General features: G+C 26.6%; 21 protein-coding genes, 1 tRNA gene and 1 other RNA gene. 21 read left to right on the plus strand and 2 right to left on the minus strand.

Translation table 11 applies throughout. The annotated features are described in order from the left end of the window. Positions 1 to 248 precede the first annotated feature (248 nt). The 9 genes from lgt to QP548_RS15170 all read left to right on the plus strand — a co-directional run bounded on the left by lgt (position 249) and on the right by QP548_RS15170 (position 7,310). Positions 249 to 1,037, plus strand: coding sequence for a prolipoprotein diacylglyceryl transferase (gene lgt / locus QP548_RS15130; RefSeq protein WP_061426043.1), 789 nt, complete (start codon positions 249 to 251; stop codon positions 1,035 to 1,037). Between the two features lie 250 nt (positions 1,038 to 1,287). Next, positions 1,288 to 1,377 (plus strand) — tRNA-Ser (locus QP548_RS15135). Positions 1,378 to 1,379: 2 nt separating this feature from the next. After that, an RNA gene (gene ffs / locus QP548_RS15140) (signal recognition particle sRNA large type) lies at positions 1,380 to 1,644 on the plus strand. Positions 1,645 to 1,808: 164 nt separating this feature from the next. Beyond that, a complete protein-coding gene (locus QP548_RS15145) occupies positions 1,809 to 2,312 on the plus strand; it encodes a hypothetical protein (RefSeq protein ID WP_003458229.1) in 504 nt (167 codons plus the stop codon). Positions 2,313 to 2,769: 457 nt separating this feature from the next. Next, positions 2,770 to 4,056, plus strand: coding sequence for a branched-chain amino acid transport system II carrier protein (brnQ, locus tag QP548_RS15150; protein WP_061426044.1), 1,287 nt, complete (start codon positions 2,770 to 2,772; stop codon positions 4,054 to 4,056). A gap of 242 nt (positions 4,057 to 4,298) precedes the next feature. Continuing rightward, the gene (locus QP548_RS15155) at positions 4,299 to 5,102 is read left to right on the plus strand and encodes a hypothetical protein (protein ID WP_061429402.1); all 804 of its coding nucleotides are present in this window, start codon (positions 4,299 to 4,301) and stop codon (positions 5,100 to 5,102) included. Positions 5,103 to 5,448: 346 nt separating this feature from the next. Continuing rightward, positions 5,449 to 5,883 carry a hypothetical protein gene (locus QP548_RS15160; RefSeq protein WP_242944918.1) on the plus strand — a complete coding sequence of 145 codons (435 nt, stop codon included), beginning with the start codon at positions 5,449 to 5,451 and terminating at the stop codon, positions 5,881 to 5,883. A 2-nt stretch (positions 5,884 to 5,885) separates the two neighbouring features. Next, complete coding sequence (locus QP548_RS15165; protein ID WP_061426046.1) at positions 5,886 to 6,638, plus strand: hypothetical protein; 753 nt, start codon at positions 5,886 to 5,888, stop codon at positions 6,636 to 6,638. Positions 6,639 to 6,665: 27 nt separating this feature from the next. Further along, complete coding sequence (locus QP548_RS15170; protein ID WP_003464014.1) at positions 6,666 to 7,310, plus strand: ATP-binding cassette domain-containing protein; 645 nt, start codon at positions 6,666 to 6,668, stop codon at positions 7,308 to 7,310. A 75-nt stretch (positions 7,311 to 7,385) separates the two neighbouring features. Here the strand turns inward: QP548_RS15170 and QP548_RS15175 are convergent, their stop codons facing one another. Continuing rightward, on the minus strand, positions 7,386 to 7,871 hold the full coding sequence (locus QP548_RS15175; protein ID WP_061426047.1) for a dihydrofolate reductase: 486 nt from the start codon (positions 7,869 to 7,871) through the stop codon (positions 7,386 to 7,388). 190 nt (positions 7,872 to 8,061) lie between these two features. Here QP548_RS15175 and dnaX point away from each other — a divergent pair, with 190 nt between their 5' ends. The 8 genes from dnaX (at position 8,062) to QP548_RS15215 (ending at position 13,646) form a co-directional block, all read left to right on the plus strand. Further along, complete coding sequence (dnaX, locus tag QP548_RS15180; RefSeq protein ID WP_061426048.1) at positions 8,062 to 9,705, plus strand: DNA polymerase III subunit gamma/tau; 1,644 nt, start codon at positions 8,062 to 8,064, stop codon at positions 9,703 to 9,705. Positions 9,706 to 9,816: 111 nt separating this feature from the next. Next, positions 9,817 to 10,155 carry a YbaB/EbfC family nucleoid-associated protein gene (locus QP548_RS15185; protein WP_003458189.1) on the plus strand — a complete coding sequence of 113 codons (339 nt, stop codon included), beginning with the start codon at positions 9,817 to 9,819 and terminating at the stop codon, positions 10,153 to 10,155. A gap of 97 nt (positions 10,156 to 10,252) precedes the next feature. Then, entirely contained in the window at positions 10,253 to 10,849 is a 597-nt protein-coding gene (gene recR, locus QP548_RS15190; protein WP_061426049.1) for a recombination mediator RecR, read from the plus strand. Between the two features lie 226 nt (positions 10,850 to 11,075). After that, positions 11,076 to 11,354, plus strand: coding sequence for a YaaL family protein (locus QP548_RS15195; protein ID WP_003450842.1), 279 nt, complete (start codon positions 11,076 to 11,078; stop codon positions 11,352 to 11,354). A 15-nt stretch (positions 11,355 to 11,369) separates the two neighbouring features. Further along, entirely contained in the window at positions 11,370 to 11,648 is a 279-nt protein-coding gene (locus QP548_RS15200) for a pro-sigmaK processing inhibitor BofA family protein (protein WP_003450885.1), read from the plus strand. Between the two features lie 274 nt (positions 11,649 to 11,922). Further along, positions 11,923 to 13,065 carry a hypothetical protein gene (locus QP548_RS15205; RefSeq protein WP_061426050.1) on the plus strand — a complete coding sequence of 381 codons (1,143 nt, stop codon included), beginning with the start codon at positions 11,923 to 11,925 and terminating at the stop codon, positions 13,063 to 13,065. 150 nt (positions 13,066 to 13,215) lie between these two features. Further along, complete coding sequence (locus QP548_RS15210) at positions 13,216 to 13,395, plus strand: hypothetical protein (protein ID WP_003450880.1); 180 nt, start codon at positions 13,216 to 13,218, stop codon at positions 13,393 to 13,395. A gap of 68 nt (positions 13,396 to 13,463) precedes the next feature. Then, the gene (locus QP548_RS15215; RefSeq protein ID WP_003450908.1) at positions 13,464 to 13,646 is read left to right on the plus strand and encodes a hypothetical protein; all 183 of its coding nucleotides are present in this window, start codon (positions 13,464 to 13,466) and stop codon (positions 13,644 to 13,646) included. Positions 13,647 to 13,718: 72 nt separating this feature from the next. Here the strand turns inward: QP548_RS15215 and QP548_RS15220 are convergent, their stop codons facing one another. Continuing rightward, positions 13,719 to 14,414: a 5'-methylthioadenosine/adenosylhomocysteine nucleosidase gene (locus QP548_RS15220; RefSeq protein WP_061426051.1), complete on the minus strand. Its 696-nt coding sequence runs from the start codon at positions 14,412 to 14,414 to the stop codon at positions 13,719 to 13,721. A 376-nt stretch (positions 14,415 to 14,790) separates the two neighbouring features. Between QP548_RS15220 and QP548_RS15225 the strand changes: the two genes are divergently transcribed. The 4 genes from QP548_RS15225 to QP548_RS15240 all read left to right on the plus strand — a co-directional run bounded on the left by QP548_RS15225 (position 14,791) and on the right by QP548_RS15240 (position 18,672). Then, on the plus strand, positions 14,791 to 15,552 hold the full coding sequence (locus QP548_RS15225) for a tRNA threonylcarbamoyladenosine dehydratase (RefSeq protein WP_003450981.1): 762 nt from the start codon (positions 14,791 to 14,793) through the stop codon (positions 15,550 to 15,552). 287 nt (positions 15,553 to 15,839) lie between these two features. Then, the gene (locus tag QP548_RS15230; RefSeq protein ID WP_003472591.1) at positions 15,840 to 17,006 is read left to right on the plus strand and encodes an MFS transporter; all 1,167 of its coding nucleotides are present in this window, start codon (positions 15,840 to 15,842) and stop codon (positions 17,004 to 17,006) included. Positions 17,007 to 17,030: 24 nt separating this feature from the next. After that, on the plus strand, positions 17,031 to 17,969 hold the full coding sequence (locus tag QP548_RS15235; protein WP_061426052.1) for a GNAT family N-acetyltransferase: 939 nt from the start codon (positions 17,031 to 17,033) through the stop codon (positions 17,967 to 17,969). Between the two features lie 19 nt (positions 17,970 to 17,988). Further along, positions 17,989 to 18,672 (plus strand): deoxynucleoside kinase, encoded by a 684-nt coding sequence (locus QP548_RS15240; protein WP_003458147.1) that lies wholly within the window; start codon positions 17,989 to 17,991, stop codon positions 18,670 to 18,672. Positions 18,673 to 19,211: the final 539 nt, after the last annotated feature.

Below are 19,211 nucleotides of genomic sequence, written 5' to 3' on the forward strand. Positions count from 1 at the left end.
TTTTAATAAATTATCTTATGTATGAATATATCAATAAAAATTAATACTAGCTTAAAACATGATTCTAAATATAAAACTAAATAGATAAGATAGAAGTTTATAGAAGCTTAATAATAAGACTGTTATATTACAGATTTTATTATTAAGTTTTTTTATAATATTTTTATTTAAATGAGAATGATACATATTTACTTAACAATCTTACTGTAGTATTATTATAAAAAATTAAAAGGAATGGGAGAGGTTAGATGAATCCAGTAGCATTTTCAATTGGTAGTTTTGAAGTAAGATGGTATGGCATAATCATAGCATTAGGAATTTTAATTGCAATGACCTTAGTAAGTATTAACGCAAAGAAAAAGAATTTAAACTTTGATGTTATCTTAGATTTATTTTTATGGTGCTTTCCTTTTGCTATTATAGGGGCTAGAGCATATTACGTGCTTTTTGAGCTTGAAAATTATCATAGCTTTTGGGATATGATAAACATAAGACAAGGTGGCTTAGCAATTCATGGAGGAATAATAGGAGCTTTCTTAACTACATTTATTTATTGTAAGGTTAAAAAAGTAGATTTTTTAGCCTATGCAGATATTGTTGCTCCAGCTTTTATATTAGCCCAAGGAATAGGTAGATGGGGAAATTTCTTTAACCAAGAGGCACATGGTGGACAAGTAACTAGTGAGTTTATTAGTAAATTTCCTGAGTTTATTCAAAGGGGTATGTACATAAATGGAGCATATTATCACCCTACATTCTTATATGAAAGTATATGGGATATATTTGTGGCCATTTTATTGATGATAATTTTATATAATATTACAGATAGATATAAGGGAGTAGTTATTTCTACTTATATATCTTTATATTCTCTAGGAAGATTCTTTATTGAAGGGCTAAGAACAGATAGTTTATATTTTATGAATATTAGAGTTGCTCAATTAGTTAGCTTACTAGGAATTATTATTGGAATTATGGCAATAATAATTATTGTTTCAAGAGGAAAGAAAAAGAGAAAAGGTATATTTATGAATTAGATTTATAGGGGGCTGTATCAATTTTATTTAGAAGATATTATTTTTAATTTTCTTTTTAAGCTTTGATACAGCTAATTTTTAAGTAATTATATTATAATAAATATAAGGTAAAAGTATTATTTAAATTAAAATTTCTAATTTATACCAATTTTATTCATGCAAGTATAATAATTATAATTAAATTTTCAGTATTGAATTGGTTAGACTTATATGTTAGAATGAAAAAGTATTACAAATTAATATTTATTATGGAGAGATGTCCGAGTGGTCGAAGGAGCACGCCTGGAACGCGTGTGTAGGGGAAACTCTACCGAGGGTTCAAATCCCTCTCTCTCCGCCATGCCGTGCTAGATGGGGAGTTAGCGGTGCCCTGTAACCTGCAATCCGCTACAGCAGGATCGAAGTCCTCATAGAGGCTCTAACTTGTGGAGTCTGCCCTATGTAAGTGGTGTTGAGAGTTGGGCCCCACGCAATGGAAACCTGTGAACCTCGTCAGGTCCGGAAGGAAGCAGCGATAAGCAGTCATTTTCATGTGCCGTGGATACGTCTGGCTTGAGCTAACTGCATAGGTAACGTTCATAAGTTATTGTCGAAGTGAGGTGCACGGTTTTATTATGTATTTAAACTTTTAACTGATTATGTTAAAAGTTTTTTTGTTTTGTAAAATTATGTTTTCTATATGTTTACGAAACATTAATAAAAAGTTTTAGACTTGTTGTTATAATTATGTACGTATGCTTATGACAAAAATGTAATTTTACGGAGGAAGCTATGGGAAGAAAACTTTTGGTAGGAATACTATGGGTAACTTTATCGCTTTTCTTTCTTGGATGTAATACAAGCAGTGAAAAAAATATAACCAATATTCCTAGAGAAAAGAGTATGGAAGAAGAGAAACATAAAGACGAAGAAGAGTATATAGAAAAAATTTCATCTACTATTGTTAATATGAGTGTAGATGGATCTATAAAAAATATGAGAAAAATATCTGAAACTGGTAAATTAAATGATACTATGATTAAGCAGTTAGAAATATCAAATAATTTTTTTAAATGTTTAATAGAAGACTTAAAAGGGGTAAGTGTTCCTGAAGCGTTTGCTTCATATAATGATGATATAATAAATTATTTAAATAAGGCTAAAACTTCTTTAGAGGCTATGAAAAATTCTCATGATGAAGAAATTATAAAAAGTAATGCAAAGATTTTTATAGAAAGCAATAGGGAAGTATCTAACTTAGTAGATAAAGTATTAGTTTATTATGCTGGATGCTAAATTAATAACATATTATAAATTAAATAATAGTGGTTAAAAAATAAATAGATTAATCTTTTAAAGCTATTTTATGTTATTTATAGATTTTTCAAAGTTTTTTTAATATTATATCATTAATTTCTATTGACTTTTTATGGTTTAACAATTAAAATTCTATTAAGATAATAAATTGAAATTTGGAGAGTATTGAGTATGAAAAATTTAAACTTAACTAGAGCTTCAAAATTAAATACCTTTTACTTTAGCTATTATAGTTAAGTTTGCGTTTATGATATATATAAGATTCATAGATGCAAACTAGGTTTTGTATCTATGATGGCTAAGTTTAAAATGCATGTAGAGCCACATAGATAAACACTATGTGGCTTTTTATTTAAGGCACTAAGGCCACATAGTTTTACACTATGTGGCTTTTTTATATGAAAAATATAAATTAATTAGATTGGGGTTGTAAAAAATGAACAAAAAGAAAGATATACTAGTAATAGGATTCGCTTTATTCTCTATATTCTTTGGGGCTGGAAACCTAATATTTCCTCCATATATAGGATTAACATCAGGAAATCAATGGTTAATTAGTTTTTTAGGATTCATAATATCAGATGTAGGAATAATATTTTTATCCATAGTTGCGGTTTCTAAAACAGGGTCTTTCCAAGGCGTTGTAGGAAAGGCAGGTAAAAAGTTTGGTATTATCTTAGAAATTTTAATGATGCTATGCTTAGGTCCTATATTAGTAGTGCCAAGGACTGCAGCAACAACATTTGAAATGAGTATTTCTCCACTTTTAGGAAATATAAATCCATATGTATTTTCAGTAATATTCTTTTTAATAGTTTTTGTGCTTACAATAAAGCCTAATAAGGTCATGGATATAATTGGAAAGGTCCTAACACCATTATTACTTATATCATTAGCAGTATTAATAATAAAGGGTATTATAAATCCTATTGGAGATTTAGAAAAAGTTAATTCAGGTAAGTTATTTATGACTGGAATTACTCAAGGATATCAAACAATGGATGCTTTAGGAACTGGAGGGATTGTAGCACTTGTTATGGCTTCATTTGCAAGTAAAGGCTATAAGGATAAAAACGAAAATAGAATGCTTACAATAAAATCTGCCTTAATTGCATGTATTGGACTAGCTATTGTTTATGGAGGATTAACATTCTTAGGGGCTACCTCTTCAACTTTATATGATAGCAGTATTTCACAAACAACATTACTTATGAATATAACTAATGCAATTTTAGGTTCAACAGGTACTATTATGTTAGCAATAGTAATAGGACTTGCTTGTCTTACAACGGCTGTAGGATTAACTTCTGTTACGGCTAAATATTTTGAAGATGTATCTAACAAAAAATTAAAATACAAATATATAGTAATAGCAATATGTGTATTTAGTGCATTAGCTTCTAATTTAGGAGTAGACAAAATAATAGAAATTGCAGTACCTGTACTAAGTTTAATTTATCCAATTTCTATATTATTAGTAGTAATGAATATATTTGAAAAATTCATTCCAAATGATGTAGTGGTAAAGGGAGCTACTTATGCAACTCTTTTAATAAGTTTACTTACTGTAATTGATAGCTTAGGAATAAAAATTGAATTTGTTCATAAGTTACCTCTTGCAAACCTAGGATTTAACTGGGTTGTTCCAGCTATAGTTGGAGGCTTAATAGCAGGGTTAATATTTAGAAAAAGAGAAGTTGTATCTTTAGAAGAAAATTGTTAAATTAGTATAAATGTATTTAACATATAATTAGTTAAATAGTAATATATTGATTAAAAAATAAAAATTAAAAAAATAAAAATAAAATAAATTAAGTGAAAAATATGGTTTAAAATTAATTAATTTACAAAAAAAGGTGTAAAGGTATAAAATTTTTATTATAAAAATGATTTATAAGGGGAATAAACATGAAAAAATCATTAAAAACAGGATTAAATTTTTAGATGAAAGGATGTGTTTTAAATTTGAAATATTATTTTAAAAACGAATTGAAAAGAGCTTTGTTTGGAAAAAATGCTATTATATCTTTTTCAATTACACTAGGGATTTTCATTGCAGCATTTATGAAGGAGTTTGGATTTGAATCAATAAGGTATATTTCTCAATATCCAACTTTTGATGCAATAGATGCTTTTCTAATCGTAATGTCAAGTACTATAGTTATAGTATTTCCACTATTAGCAACTATTATATTTTCAGATTCATACTTACAAGAAAAAGAAAGTGGATTCACAAAGTTTATTTATACAAGGATGCCATTAAAAAAATATGTTTCTATTAAAGTTATAGTAAACAGTATTTCTAGTGCATTAGTTGCAGGGGCATCAAGTCTTTTTATGCTTATTTTTTTAGTAGTTGCAGTTGGTATTAGAAATCCTCAGATCGCTTCTTATACGAATAATATAAATGGACCATTAAGTTATTTACTTGATTCAAGAGGTACAAGATTAATATATGCTTTAATAATTATTTTATTATTTAGTATAGCGTATATGGTTACAGCAACATTATCTTTAGGTATATCAGCTTGGGTTAAAAATAGATATTTAGTTTTAATTGCACCATTCTTTTATTACATTCTTTGTGGAACTATAGTAGAAAGGTTGGGAATTAATAGGATTTTTGATTTTCACTTAGCTAGAGTTATTTCTTTGAGCCGTTCTATGACAAAGCTAACAAATGTAATTGTTTATCCATTATTAATATTTATTGTAGGAGTAGCTTTATTTTATATGGGAGTGGTTATTAAAAATGAGAAGGATTTATAATTATATATCATTTAAAATTCATTCTACAAATTTATTAATATTTTTTACTATATTAGTAATTTATCAGTTTTCATTATTATTATCATTAATTTTTGATGGTAGAAGTTATAATGTTTATGATTTTATTTGGTCTAACTTTTCATATTTAGCATTATTTTATTTCACAAGTTTAATTTTTTTAATTATGATTTACAATATTTTTGAGAAAAAGAATTTTTATAATTATTTAAGTATTAAATTTGCTTCAAGGCAGGAAATGTATATAGCAAATATACTTACAGCTTTAATTTTTTCTATAATGTTCATTATAGCTATAAATATTATATCTATACTAATGGGAAGTTTTATGAGTTTTGATAATTCATGGAGTGAATACTTTTTTGCAGCAAATTTAAATAATGTAAACCTAGCTTTAAATGAGGATACTGTGAAACTTGTTACTGACAGTTTAACTCCTATATCATATGTATTTATTACTAATATCTTTGTTATGTTATACTTAGTTTTTATTTCTATTTTATTTATTGTATTTAATTTAATTTTTAAAAAAAGAGCTCTTTCTTTTATTTTAATAATTATATTAAATGGTATTAATATGGCTATTGATAATAGTAAATTATTATTCACTAATAATATTTACATATTAAATTCTAAAGCAATTGAAATAACTAATGGCACTTATATAATATCAAGATTATGTTATTGGATAATTTTAATACTATTAGTTTCTTTTATAGGTTTTGTATTGACTAAGAAGAAAGATTGTAATTTTGGTGATTAGATATGAAAAAATATTTGAATATTATAAGTAATAATTTAAGATCAATATTTTCCATTAAAAATTTAATTTTTATAATTGTTATTTTTATTTATGTTTTTTCAGTAAAAATTAATAATTATGATTCCAATTTTAGTTTTAATGAAATTCTTGAAGTTATATTTGCTGGACCAATTAATTTAGATAATATATCTGAAATATTTACATGGACATTTTATCAAGCTTTTTTAATATATATTATTGGAAATTATATATTTAATGAACTTAGTACAAGAAGTATCTATGTTATACCACGATTAGGAAATAAACAGTATTGGAATATCTGTTTACAAATTACGTGCTTTTTAGCTTGTATTATATATTTTGCTTTAGGAACTTTTATTGAATTTATATTTACAGCTATATTAAATAAAGGTTTTAATTTTAGCAATATAATTGATACTTTACAAATTGTTGTATTATTATCATTATCCAGTTACTACGCTATAACTGTGTATATTTTTAATATAATGGTTATTAAAAGTCACATTAAATCATTTTTAATTTTAATAGTAGAATTTTATGTATCAATTTCCATAGGAAATATTTTTAATATAGATAAGTTTATTCCATTAAATCAAGGGATATTATCAAAACATATAATTTATAATTTTAGTTATAATTGGTCATTTATATTTTTAGGAATACTTATATTTATTAATTTAGTTATTATTAATAGATTAATAGTAAAGAGAGATTTATTAGATATTACGTATTAAACATATAGGGGTAGGAGGAAAAAATACATGGGAAATAGAAATGTTGTAGAAATTTCTAACTTAACAAAAGATATAAAAGGTACAAAAGTACTTAATAAAGTTAATTTACAACTTGAGAGTGGGAAAGCATATGGAATAGTTGGTAGGAATGGATCAGGAAAAAGTATGTTATTTAAAGCTATTTGCGGTTTAATTAATACAACAGAAGGTAGTATAACTGTATTTGATAAGGTTATAAAGAATGGAAGTTTTCCAGATGATGTAGGAATGATTATTGAAAATCCGGGATTTTTACTTCAATATTCTGCTTTTAAAAATTTAAAAATATTAGCTAGTATAAACAATAAAATAAGTGATGAAAGAATAAAAGAAACAATCGCTTTAGTAGGGCTAGATCCTGAAGATAAAAAAACAGTAAAGAAATTTTCTTTAGGTATGAAGCAAAGATTAGGTATTGCCCAAGCTCTTATGGAGAATCCTAAACTATTGATACTTGATGAACCTATGAACGGTCTTGATTCAGAAGGTGTAAAACAAATTAGAGAAATTTTATTAAAGCTAAAGTCTAACTCTGTTACAATTTTATTAGCAAGTCATAACAGTGACGATATAGATGAAATATGTGATTGTGTATACACTATGGAAAATGGAGTTTTGAGCGAAAGAATATAATTTGCTTTTAATATTATTTACCGAATATATTTTATTGATATTTTTCAATTAAAATATATTCGGTTTTATTATATATTATAAAATTTCATATATTACATATTTAAATTTAGTATCATTCTCTTCATAAATAGAACTTTTGTAAGTTTTTATCCATTTAGAATAATCTACTTTAGGAAAATAGGTATCTCCTTTATATTCCCTTAAAACTTCAGTTATATATAATTTGGAGGTATATTTTAAAAGCTCAGAATATATTTTTCCACCACCTATTATAAATATTTCTTCATTGCTATCTTTATACTCAGAAATAAGCTTATTTAAATCATTATAAATAATTACGTCCTTATGATTATAAGAAAAATCTTTTTTTGTAGTTAAAACTAAATGAGTTCTTCCAGGTAAAACAAAAGGAAGAGATTCAAAGGTTTTTCTTCCCATTAATATTTTTTTCCCCATAGTAAGTTCTTTAAATCTTTTTAGATCAGATGGAATATTCCAAGGCATTTTGTTGTTAACTCCAATGATATTATTAATACTTTTGGCAACAATTATAGAAAACATATAAAAAATCCTTTCAAGGTTAACATAAAAATATTATTAAGATAATTATATATTTATTTTTAAAAAAGAAAATATTAATCATGATATAATGGTTTAACTAAGAAAAATATAAAATAAGTGTGATAGGTATTATGGCTTGTTTTGATGTATAATAATTATATGTTAATACAGGCTTAGAGAGGTGAATAATTTGGCATATAAAGCTTTGTATAGAGAGTGGAGACCACAAACTTTTAACGATGTTGTAGGTCAAGAGCATATAACCACTACATTAAAAAATCAGATAATAAATGAAAGAACAGCTCATGCATATTTATTTTGTGGTACTAGAGGAACTGGTAAAACCTCTACAGCTAAGGTAATGGCTAAGGCTTTAAACTGTCTAGATTTAAAAGACGGAGAGCCTTGTAATCAGTGTGAGATGTGTAAAAAAATAAATGAAGGATTAGCAATAGATGTAACTGAACTTGATGCAGCTTCAAACAATGGGGTAGATAACATAAGGGATATAATTGATGATGTTCAATACCCACCTCAAGAAGCTAGATTTAAAGTTTACATAATGGATGAGGTTCACATGCTTTCTATTGGGGCAGTTAATGCTTTTTTAAAGACTTTAGAAGAGCCACCAAAGAATGTGGTATTTATTTTGGCTACAACAGATCCTCAAAAATTACCTATAACTATATTATCAAGGTGTCAAAGATTTGACTTCAAAAGGATTAGTAGAAAAGATATAACAGGAAGATTAAGAAAAATAGTTACTGAGCAAGGTATATTCTGTGATGATAAGAGCTTAGACCTTGTTGCAAGAGTATCTGATGGAGCTATGAGAGACTCTTTAAGTATATTAGATCAAGCTATTTCTATAGGGGATGGTAAGGTAGATTATGATGAGTTAGTTTCTATGTTAGGTCTTGTAACTAATGATAATTTATTTAAAATAGTGGATTCTATAATAAAAAGAGATATAGAAAGTGCTATGGAAATAATAGAAGAATTAGTTCTTACAGGAAAGGATATGACTCTTTTTATAAAGGACTTAATAGTTCATTATAGAAACTTGCTTATGATAAAGGTAACTTCAAATCCAGAGGAAGTTTTAGATACTGCTGAGGAAAATATAGAAAAACTTAAAGTGCAAGGTGCTAAGTTAAAGGTTGAAGAAATCATGAGATGCATAAGAATTGTGCAAGAATGTGATGAAGAGGCTAAACTTAGTAAACAGGCCAGAGTTTATTTAGAGCTTGCAGTAATAAAAATGTGCAAAATAGAGTATGATACATCTAAGGAAGTTATGCTAGCAAGAATAAATAAGTTAGAACAAGCAATAAGAAGTGGAAATATACAGGTTAATACTAATTTAGAAGAGGTTAAATCACAAGTTTCAAATGAGACTTCAAATAATAAAACTTTAAATAATAAACAACAGAATGCTACAAAAAGTTCAAATAATTATGAGGTAGTAAATGAAAATTCAACCCTAACACCAGAGTATTTAAGAAAGGTTTGGAAAGATATACTTGAAACCTTTAAGAGTAGAGGAAAGTATATGGTTTATATAGCCTTAGCAAAGGGTATAAGCAAAGTTTCTTGTAACAAAGGTGTTGTTGAATTTAGATATACTTATGAATATAGACATAATAAAGAAAGACTTGAAAAACATGATTTCTCTAAAATAGTAAATGATATATTTTCAGAAGTTTTAAAGGAACCTGTAAGAGTTGTATATAGTGTAGAACAAGGAACAGAAGAGGAAAAAGCTGAGGAAGCTGATTTAGAAGCTAGACTTTCAGGTATTATGGGTGATGGTCTAGAAATAGTTGAAGAATAGAATAAAATTGTAACCAAATAATAATGGTTAAGCATATAATCTAATATTATAGTAAATTTTTCAAAAATACTATATAATATTAAGGAGTTAATTTTTAAGGAGGATGTAAGTATGGCAAGAGGTGGATTTCCAGGCGGAATGGGAAACATGAATAATTTAATGAAGCAAGCACAAATGCTTCAAAAACAAATGCAATCAATGCAAGAGGAAATCGAAGCATCAGAATTCGAAGGCTCAGCTGGCGGCGGTGCAGTTGTTGCAAAAGTTAACGGAAAGAAAGAATTAATCGCACTTAATATAAAGCCAGAAGTTGTAGATCCAGATGATGTTGAAATGTTAGAAGATCTAGTTTTCTCAGCTGTTAAGCAAGCTTTAGAAAAAGCTTCTGAAGAAACTTCAGAAAAGATGGGTAAATTAACTGGTGGAATGGGAATGCCAGGATTATTCTAATAGAAATACTTATTAAATTTGAAAACTCTGCTGAAACTTCTCAGCGGAGTTTTTTATAAATAGAGAGAATTTAGTTTAAATAATAGGAGGAAAAAGGATGGAATTTTATCCAGTAGCTATAGAAAAGTTAATTGAAGAGTTTGCAAAGCTTCCTAGTATAGGAAAAAAATCAGCTCAAAGATTAACTTTACATATTTTAAATTTGCCAAAGGATGAGGTAGAGGAATTTGCAAATGCCTTAGTAAAAGCAAGAGGAACTATTAAATATTGTTCTGTATGTGGTAACTTTACAGATACAGATCCATGTGCAATATGTTCAAATCCTAATAGAGAAAAAGATATAATATGTGTGGTTGAACAACCTAAGGATATTATGACAATGGAAAAAGTTAAAGAATTTAATGGTTTATATCATGTTTTACATGGAACTATTTCTCCAATGCAAGGAAGAGGACCACAGGATATAAGAATAAGAGAATTAGTAGCAAGAATGAGCGGAGATGTAAAAGAGGTTATTGTAGCTACAAACCCTACTATTGAAGGGGAAGCTACAGCTATGTATATTTCAAAGATATTAAAGCCGTTAGATATTAAGGTTACTAGAATTGCAGCAGGAATCCCAGTTGGGGGAGATTTAGAGTATGCAGATGAAGTAACTTTATCTAAAGCCTTAGAAGGTAGAACTGTTATATAAAGATTATTTAGAGATTGTGATTCTAAATAAGAGCTAAATTATTTTATAATACAAATTGAGATTAAAATATAGTATTAAATCTTTATATCGGTAATTAAATAATATAAACACAAAGGAAATTAACTAGTTAAAAAAGTTAAAATACAAAGTTAAATCTTTATAACACCTGAATATAACTTGGACATTTTGGTAATAATTCCAAAAGAATAAGTTGGAGGTGTTAGTTATGGATAAAAAGAAAATTTCTGATTACTTAATAAAAAAGATAGATTATTCAAATCAAGATGAGGAAATATTAAAAGCTATTGAGCAAACCATACTAGAAATGGAGGTTGCAAGATCAGCTTTTCAAAATGCTTGTGATGATAAACTTATAGAATCTTTAATATATAAAGAGCAAGATATTAACGCTAGATATGAATACCTAATAAGAGAAGCTAAAAAAAGAGGTATAAAAGTTAGTATGGAACATATATTTAAGAATGCTAGGATAAGTATAATTTAAAAAGGTGGTAGATTTATGGATATAGGAGCGTTATCCTTAGATGATATAATTCTTCTAATTGTAGGAGTGCTTGTTGCAATATTAATTTTAAGATTAATATTTGGATCAATAGGGAAAATAATAGGCTTAGTTATTAATAGTGTCTTTGGGGCTATACTACTTATGATTGTTAATTACTTTGGAGCTTATTTTGGCATAACTATAGGAATAAACTTATTAACTGCTTTAATAGCAGGTATTTTAGGAATACCTGGAGTAGTTTTAATGATATTATTCCAAGTTTTTGTTAGATAAATATAAGAATTTATATAAATAAAAAAACAGGTGAAATCACCTGTTTTTTTATTTTTAGATGGGAGGAAACTTGCAAAGTAAGCAAGGAATGTATTAAGCACTTCTTCCTTTTCTAAGGAGAGGAGTAGTCAAAAAATGAAGAAGCAATTAATCACTCTTTATATTAATATATGTTTTTAAATAAAATTTGCTACTTAAAGAAATAAAAATCATAAAAATATATTTATAAAAGTATATTTATAGAGAATTTATACTTTAGTGAATGGAGAATTTTATGAAGAGTAATAACTTAATTCTAGATAAATACAAGTCTAGAGGGATTAGAGGATTAATAGTTTTAGGAATAGCTTATTTCTTTTTAATGGGAAATTACAGTATGATAAGATACTTTTTTCAGGCAGGGCAAGGGAATTTAGATATTTCCATAATAAATAAATGTTTTTCAATGGGGAGTGTAGATAAATTTTTATTATTTTTATTTTTAGTTTGGAGTGTTGGATTTTTATTTCAGGATAAGGAAAAGGAGCTAAAGGAAAATTTAGCTGTGGGAGAGGAGAATACAAAGAAATATTTCTTTTCTAAAGTTATTTTAATTTATGGAGTTTCCCTAATATCTATACTAATTAACATATTTATAAAATTAATTTTTTATATACCATATAGAAATTCTTTTAGTTTAGATAAGCTTATTATAAGTTTTCTTTATTTCATAGCATTAGGATTATTATTTACTTCCATAATTTTTACTATGAATTTAATTGTTAAGGATAGAATGTTTGCAGGAATCTTTCCAATATTCTTTATGGAGGGTTTAATTTTAATCTTTTCAGTAAGTGAGCTTTTAATTAGTGATAAACTTATTTGGGTAAGAAATTCTTTAGGTTTTATTGGTGAGAAAGTCTTATTAATTTTTAATTTATTAAATTTAGATTTTGATAAAAATTCCTTTTCTTTATGGAGACAGTTTATATTTATAATAATCTTAGTGTTAATTTCAGTATTACTTATTTATCTTTCAAGATTAATTTTAAAAATAATAAATTTTAAATATTTAGATAGACCATATTTCTTTGAAATACCTAGATATTTTATTTATATTTCTATGAGTATATTAATTGGATTTGTATTTGTAAATGCCATAGGATATTTAATTATAATGTTTATTCCAAGTGTAAGTTATGTTAAGGGAACTTTTATTGTTAACATAGCATCTTTAATTTCTATGGTTTTATTATTTGTTTTTTTAGAGATTTTATATAGAAGAAAGATATTAAATAAGGATTTAGTAGAAGATAATATTGAAGTATGCAATGAGATTCAACCTTATATAGGTGATTTTATTGAATTTGATGAAACTACAGGGTTTTTAGATAATAAGACAATTGATAAGGAAGAAAATTTTAATGATAGTTTATAAGATAAATGAGAATTAAGCAAATAGAGTAGTCTTCCTCTTAAACTTACAATTTAAATAAATATAATATTTATAAGAATCTTTTTGTTTTAAAGAAAAGATTAAAAGTGATATACTTTTAACTGTATGTAAGAGAGAAACAGGAGGTTTGTTATGGCTGTTGGAACAAGTATAAATTGTAAGTATTGTATAGATTTTAAGAATGATAGATGTGATGGAACAGAAAAAAATTGTCTTTGTAGACTTTGCCCTAGAAATTTAGGACAATGTATATGTGTAAAATACTGTAGAGAAACAGAGTCAGTTTTATTTTGGAATGATGAAGAGGAATAAATTAGTATAAAAAAACTTTCTTAGAAAATACTAAGCATATAGTATTGTTCTGAGAAAGGAGAATTTGTATGGCTATTAGTGAAGAATTTATAGATATAGCAGAAAATTGTGTTGATTATTCAGCTAGGCATAGAGAGGCAGTATCTTCAATGAATTCTTGTAAAAGCTGTTTAAATTGCAATGAGTTTCATAGTGGAACTTGTGAAAAGGAAATGGAGAATAAATTCAACATTTTACAGGATATGATTTAATTTATATTAAAAACCTTAATCAATATTTTGATTAAGGTTTTTGTTTTTAAAAATAATAAATCTTATTTTATATTAAGCCATTTTTAAAATCATTGATTTTAATATTGAAGTAGAGTTTTTAACTCCTATAGCTGTAAACTCAGCGAAGTCCATATGTGCTCCATTATTGGCATTATCAGATATTGATCTTATAACAACAAATGGAATATTGTTTAAGTAACAAACGTGAGCTATACTTCCACCTTCCATTTCACAAGCAGAAGCTCCAAATTCTTCTCCTAACCATTTAACCTTTTCTACACTAGCAACAAATTGGTCACCAGTAACTATTCTTCCAGTGAAGCTCTTTATTTCTTCATTTTCTTTACAAGCTTCTTCGCAAAGGTTAACTAATTCTTGTGAACATTTAAAATCAAATGTATCTAATCTTGGTATTTGTCCTATAGGATCTCCAAAGGCAGATGTGTCCATATCATATTGAACTAATGAGTTAGCTATAACAACATCTCCAGGATATATTTCCATGCCTATACCACCAGCAACACCAACGTTTATAACCTTATTAACTTTGTATTCACTTATTAATATTTGAGTACAAACTGCAGCATTAACCTTACCTATACCACATACAACGGCTACAACCTCTTGACCCCAAAGAGTACCTTGGTGGAAAGTCATATTAGCCTTAGTTTCTTTAGATTTTACTTCCATGTCTTTTAAAAGAATTTCTAATTCTTCGCTCATAGCGGCGATTATTCCTAAAGTCATTTTAAATTCCTCCTCAAATTAAATTCATAAAGTTATTATATATTAAAAAAAGATCATATCATAGAAATTTAGAAAGTAAATCAATTTAAAAACAAACTTTATAATTTTATTATTAATTAGAATTTACTTAAATTAGAGTTTAATCTAAGAAATTTTATATAAATTTTCTAGAGAGAAGTAAGTTTTTAAAAGAATTATATGTTAATATAAATGAAAAACTTTATTTATATTAAGTAGAATGTATATAATATTAATGAATTTGTGTGTTTATTAAGTATAAGAATAAACATTATAAGTTTGAGATATTTATTTTAGAACATATTATAGAGGATTAACATAGGGGAAATTTTATTAACTTAAGAAGGAGAGAAAGTTTATGTTACAACATTCATTGTCAAGAACAGAATTACTAATAGGTAAAGATGCTTTAGATAAATTAGCAAAGAGCAAAGTTATGGTATTTGGAGTTGGTGGAGTAGGAAGCTTTACTGTAGAAGCTTTAGCTAGAGCAGGAGTAGGAAACTTAATTTTAGTTGATGATGATACTGTTTGTTTAACAAATTTAAACAGACAAATACATGCTACATATAAAACTATAAGTAAAAACAAAGTAGAGGTTATGAAGGAAAGAGTTCTTTCAGTAAATAGAAATTGTAATGTGGAAACTATACAAGTTTTTGTTACTCCAGATAATTTAGAAGAAATAATACCAGATGATGTAGACTATGTGGTAGATGCTATTGATACTGTTTCAGCTAAGATAGCTCTTGCTGTTTATTGTGAACAAAAAGGAATAAAACTTATGAGTTCAATGGGAACTGGAAACAAATTAAATCCAGCAGAGTTTAAAGTAGCTGATATATATAATACAAAGGTATGTCCACTAGCTAAGGTTATGAGATATGAACTAAGAAAAAGAGGGGTTAAGAAATTAAAGGTTGTTTATTCAGAAGAAATGCCTAGAAAACCAAAGGTTGAAGATGTAGTTACTTGTAAAACAGGATGTGTTTGTACTGGTGGAACTAAAAAATGTTCAGCTAAAAGACAAATACCAGGAAGTGTATCTTTCGTGCCTCCAGTAGCTGGTATGATAATAGCATCAGAAGTGGTTAAAGATTTAATAAAAGAATATATTTAATATAGAGAATTTTGGGCTTTATCAAAATATAATAAAACTTATTTTGGTATGGGCCCATTTTCTATTTATAAAGGTTTTAATTTTAAAATATAAAGAAGTTTTTAATTATGTAGAGTAAGTATACATAATTAAGCACTATTCAATGTTTTTATGGTATAATTTTTATGTTTTTGTTTTTTATAAATAACTACTATAGATTATATATTTTTTATGGTTTAAAGTAGTATATTTTAATAATATAGATCTAATAAAGTTTTATTTATTTTAAATAATAAGGAGAAGTAATAATGAACAGTAAAAAGCAAAATTATGTTGCATTAGCTTTTCTATTTATAATGATGATTTTAGCAGCTATAGTTGAAAATACTAAAGGTATATTCATACCAGTATTTAAACAGGAATTTGGAGTTAACGATAATACTATAAGTAACTTACTTATTTCTACTTCAGCTGCTTATATGGTATTAACATTTATAGGTGGAATGCTTTGCGAAAAGTTTGGACAGAAAAAGGTATTTTTAGCTGGATTGATGGTGATATTTTTATCACTTATATTTTTATCTTTTACAAAAAACTATTTAATGTTATATACAGGAATGGTAATAAGTAGTGCTGGTATAGCTATGGTTGCAATATCATGTAACACAGTTCTTCCTATATTAGCATTAACGGCACAAAACGTAATAATGAATGTTATGCATGCTTGCTACGGGTTAGGCTCTTCAGTTGGCCAAGGATTATTTGGTTCATTAACTGCAAGAGGAGTTAACTGGAGAACTATGTATTTCTTTGTAGGTTTAGTTTACTTAGCAGTATTCATATGCTTTATATTCGTTAAAATACCTAGAACAGAAATAGTTAAAGAAAAAGATAAGATGACTATAATAGAAGCTTTATCAAATAAGGTAATAGTTGCCTATATGCTTGCCTTAGGATTATATGTATTTACAGAGCAAGGTATATCAAATTGGTTCGTAAATTACATGAAGTACGGTTATAATATAAATGAGCAAAAGGCAGGAATGTATTTATCACTATTTTTTGCTATATTCACCATAGGAAGACTATTTGGTGGATTTGTAGTAGAAAAAAGAGGATATTTCAATATATTATATAAAACATTAATAATAGGAGCTGCACTTTGTATCTTAGGTTTACTTTTAGGTAGAAACGGTATGGTGATAATATCTGTATCAGGATTATTCTTCTCAATAACATTCCCAACTACAGTTTTAACTATTAGTAAGGTTTTTGATAAGAATGTTGCATATATTACAGGTATTGTAATAACATCAGCTAGTTTAGTTGGTATGATTCTTAACAAGGCTATTGGATTGTTAAATGAAAGTGTTGGACCAGATAAGGCATTTTATATTATACCTGCAAGTGCAATTTTATCTGCCATTTTAATGTTCTACTTATACTTAAATACTAAGAAGAGGCTAGTAAAGTAAAAAATATAAATTGGAGAGTAGAGTATGTCTTTTGATAAAAATGTATTTATAGAAGCAATAAGAGGAAATGATAGGGAATACGTTGTAAAAGATAAAGTTGGCATAATACTAGGTAGATTTTTCTTGAAGGATTTAGATAGTAAAAATAAGAAAGTTGATGTTAAATTTAAATTTTACAAAGAAGATAACTATAAACTTATGAAAGAGACTTTAAGAAAGATTTTAAAGGTTTTATTTGCTGAAAAAGACATATATAAAATTAATCTTTTTGTTTCAGATATAAAAAACTTTAATGCTTATTTAGATTTAGGTTTTATGCTTGAGGGTATATTATCAGATAATGTATGTAACAATGGTATTCAGAAAGATGAATATATTATGGGGATAAATATAAATGACTTTAATGATAAGGTTAAATTAGTTCAGTTTCAATTAAATACTGAAAGATTAGCCCTTAGAAATTTAACTCCAGAGAATACAGAAGAAATGCTTGATTATTATATAAGAAATGAAGAGCATTTAAGACAGTATGAACCTACTAGAGATAGCGGTTTTTATACTTATGAAGGACAAAAGGAAATTTTAACAGAAAGTTTTAGACAGTTTATAGATGGGACTTCAATTGATTTAGGTATATTTAAAGATGAAAAACTAATAGGAAAAATAAAATTATCCAATATAGTCTATGGAATATTAAGAAATGCCTTTGTTGGATACTCCATAGATAAGGAGCATCAAGGAAAAGGCTATATGAAAGAAGCACTTAATACTGTATGTAGTTACGCTTTTGAAGAAATGGGTTTACATAGACTAGAGGCTTCAACCTTAATGGATAATTCTAGATCTCAAGGAGTATTAAAAGCTTGTGGATTTAATGAATTAGGTATTAGTGAAAAATACTTATACATTAATGGTGAATGGAGAGATCATAAAATATTTTATAAGGTGAACGATGACTTATAAGGCTTAAGGAGGAACAATGTTGTCTCTAAATACGAAAAATAATCTTTACAGAGAGATACTAGATAGGATAGATAGAGGAGGAAATTGGGAAATGATAGTTGTAGATGGAGTTGTTGGAGTAGGTAAAAGTACTTTAATGAACATCTTAGCAGAGAGAGGATTAATAGCTTATGAGGAACCTGTGGTGGACAATCCTATATTAGAAAAATTCTATTATGATAGGAATAGATATTCTTTTCCACTTCAAGTATTCTTTTTAAATAAAAGATTCAAGCATATAAAAGAAGCTGGACTTGTAGAAAATTCAGTTATGGATAGAAGTATATATGGAGATGTTATATTTGCTAAGATGTTATGTGAAAAGGGCGAAATGACAGTTGAGGAGTTTGAATTATATAAAGAGCTTTTAGAAAATATGCTAGAGCATGTTAAAGCACCAAAATTAATGGTATACCTAGAAATATCAGTAGATGAAGCTATGAAAAGAATTCAAAAAAGAGGTAGAGATTACGAGCAAGTAGTTGAAAGAGAATATTGGGAAAAGCTTAATAATGAGTATAGAGAGTATTTTGAAAACTATAACGTCTCTCCTATATTAAGAATAAATGTTGATGAGTTAGATTTTGAAAATGTACCAGAAGATAGAGAATATGTTTTAAATCTTATAGATGAGAAATTAAGCGAATTAGAAAATAATAAATAAGTTTATTTAAAAGAAGAGGATATTTAGTTATTCTCTTCTTTTTTATATTATTAAAGTATTTTTTATTTAAGTTGAGTAATTATATGAATATTTTAAAGAAAAAAAGGAATTATGATAAATGATTTATTATTAATTTAGGTTTTTACAAGGGTTAAACATACAAAACTATCCATAAATGAATAGTAATTGAATATAATATCTATAAACTTTTCCTAGTGTGTCAATATATGATATACAGAGAAAATAAAAGAATTTAAAAGATTAGTTTGGATGTTTTTCAAAAACTAAAGCAAAATTTAAATTAAATTAAAGAAATGATGTTAAGATAATACCTGTCACTAAGGACGGGCAACAAAAAAAGACAATAAGTTGAAAGAAAACAACTTAAAAAGTTTTTTAAAAAAAGTGTTGACAAAGTTCGAGGGTGATGATAAAATAAAGAAGTCGCTTGAAGGCGACGAAGAAATGGTCTTTGAAAATTAAACAGAAGATATTAACATAAACCAGCAATTCTTTTATAAGTAATATGAGTATAGATT

This window comes from Clostridium sp. UMB9555A (genome assembly GCF_030222355.1).
GTDB classification, from domain to species: domain Bacteria; phylum Bacillota; class Clostridia; order Clostridiales; family Clostridiaceae; genus Sarcina; species Sarcina perfringens.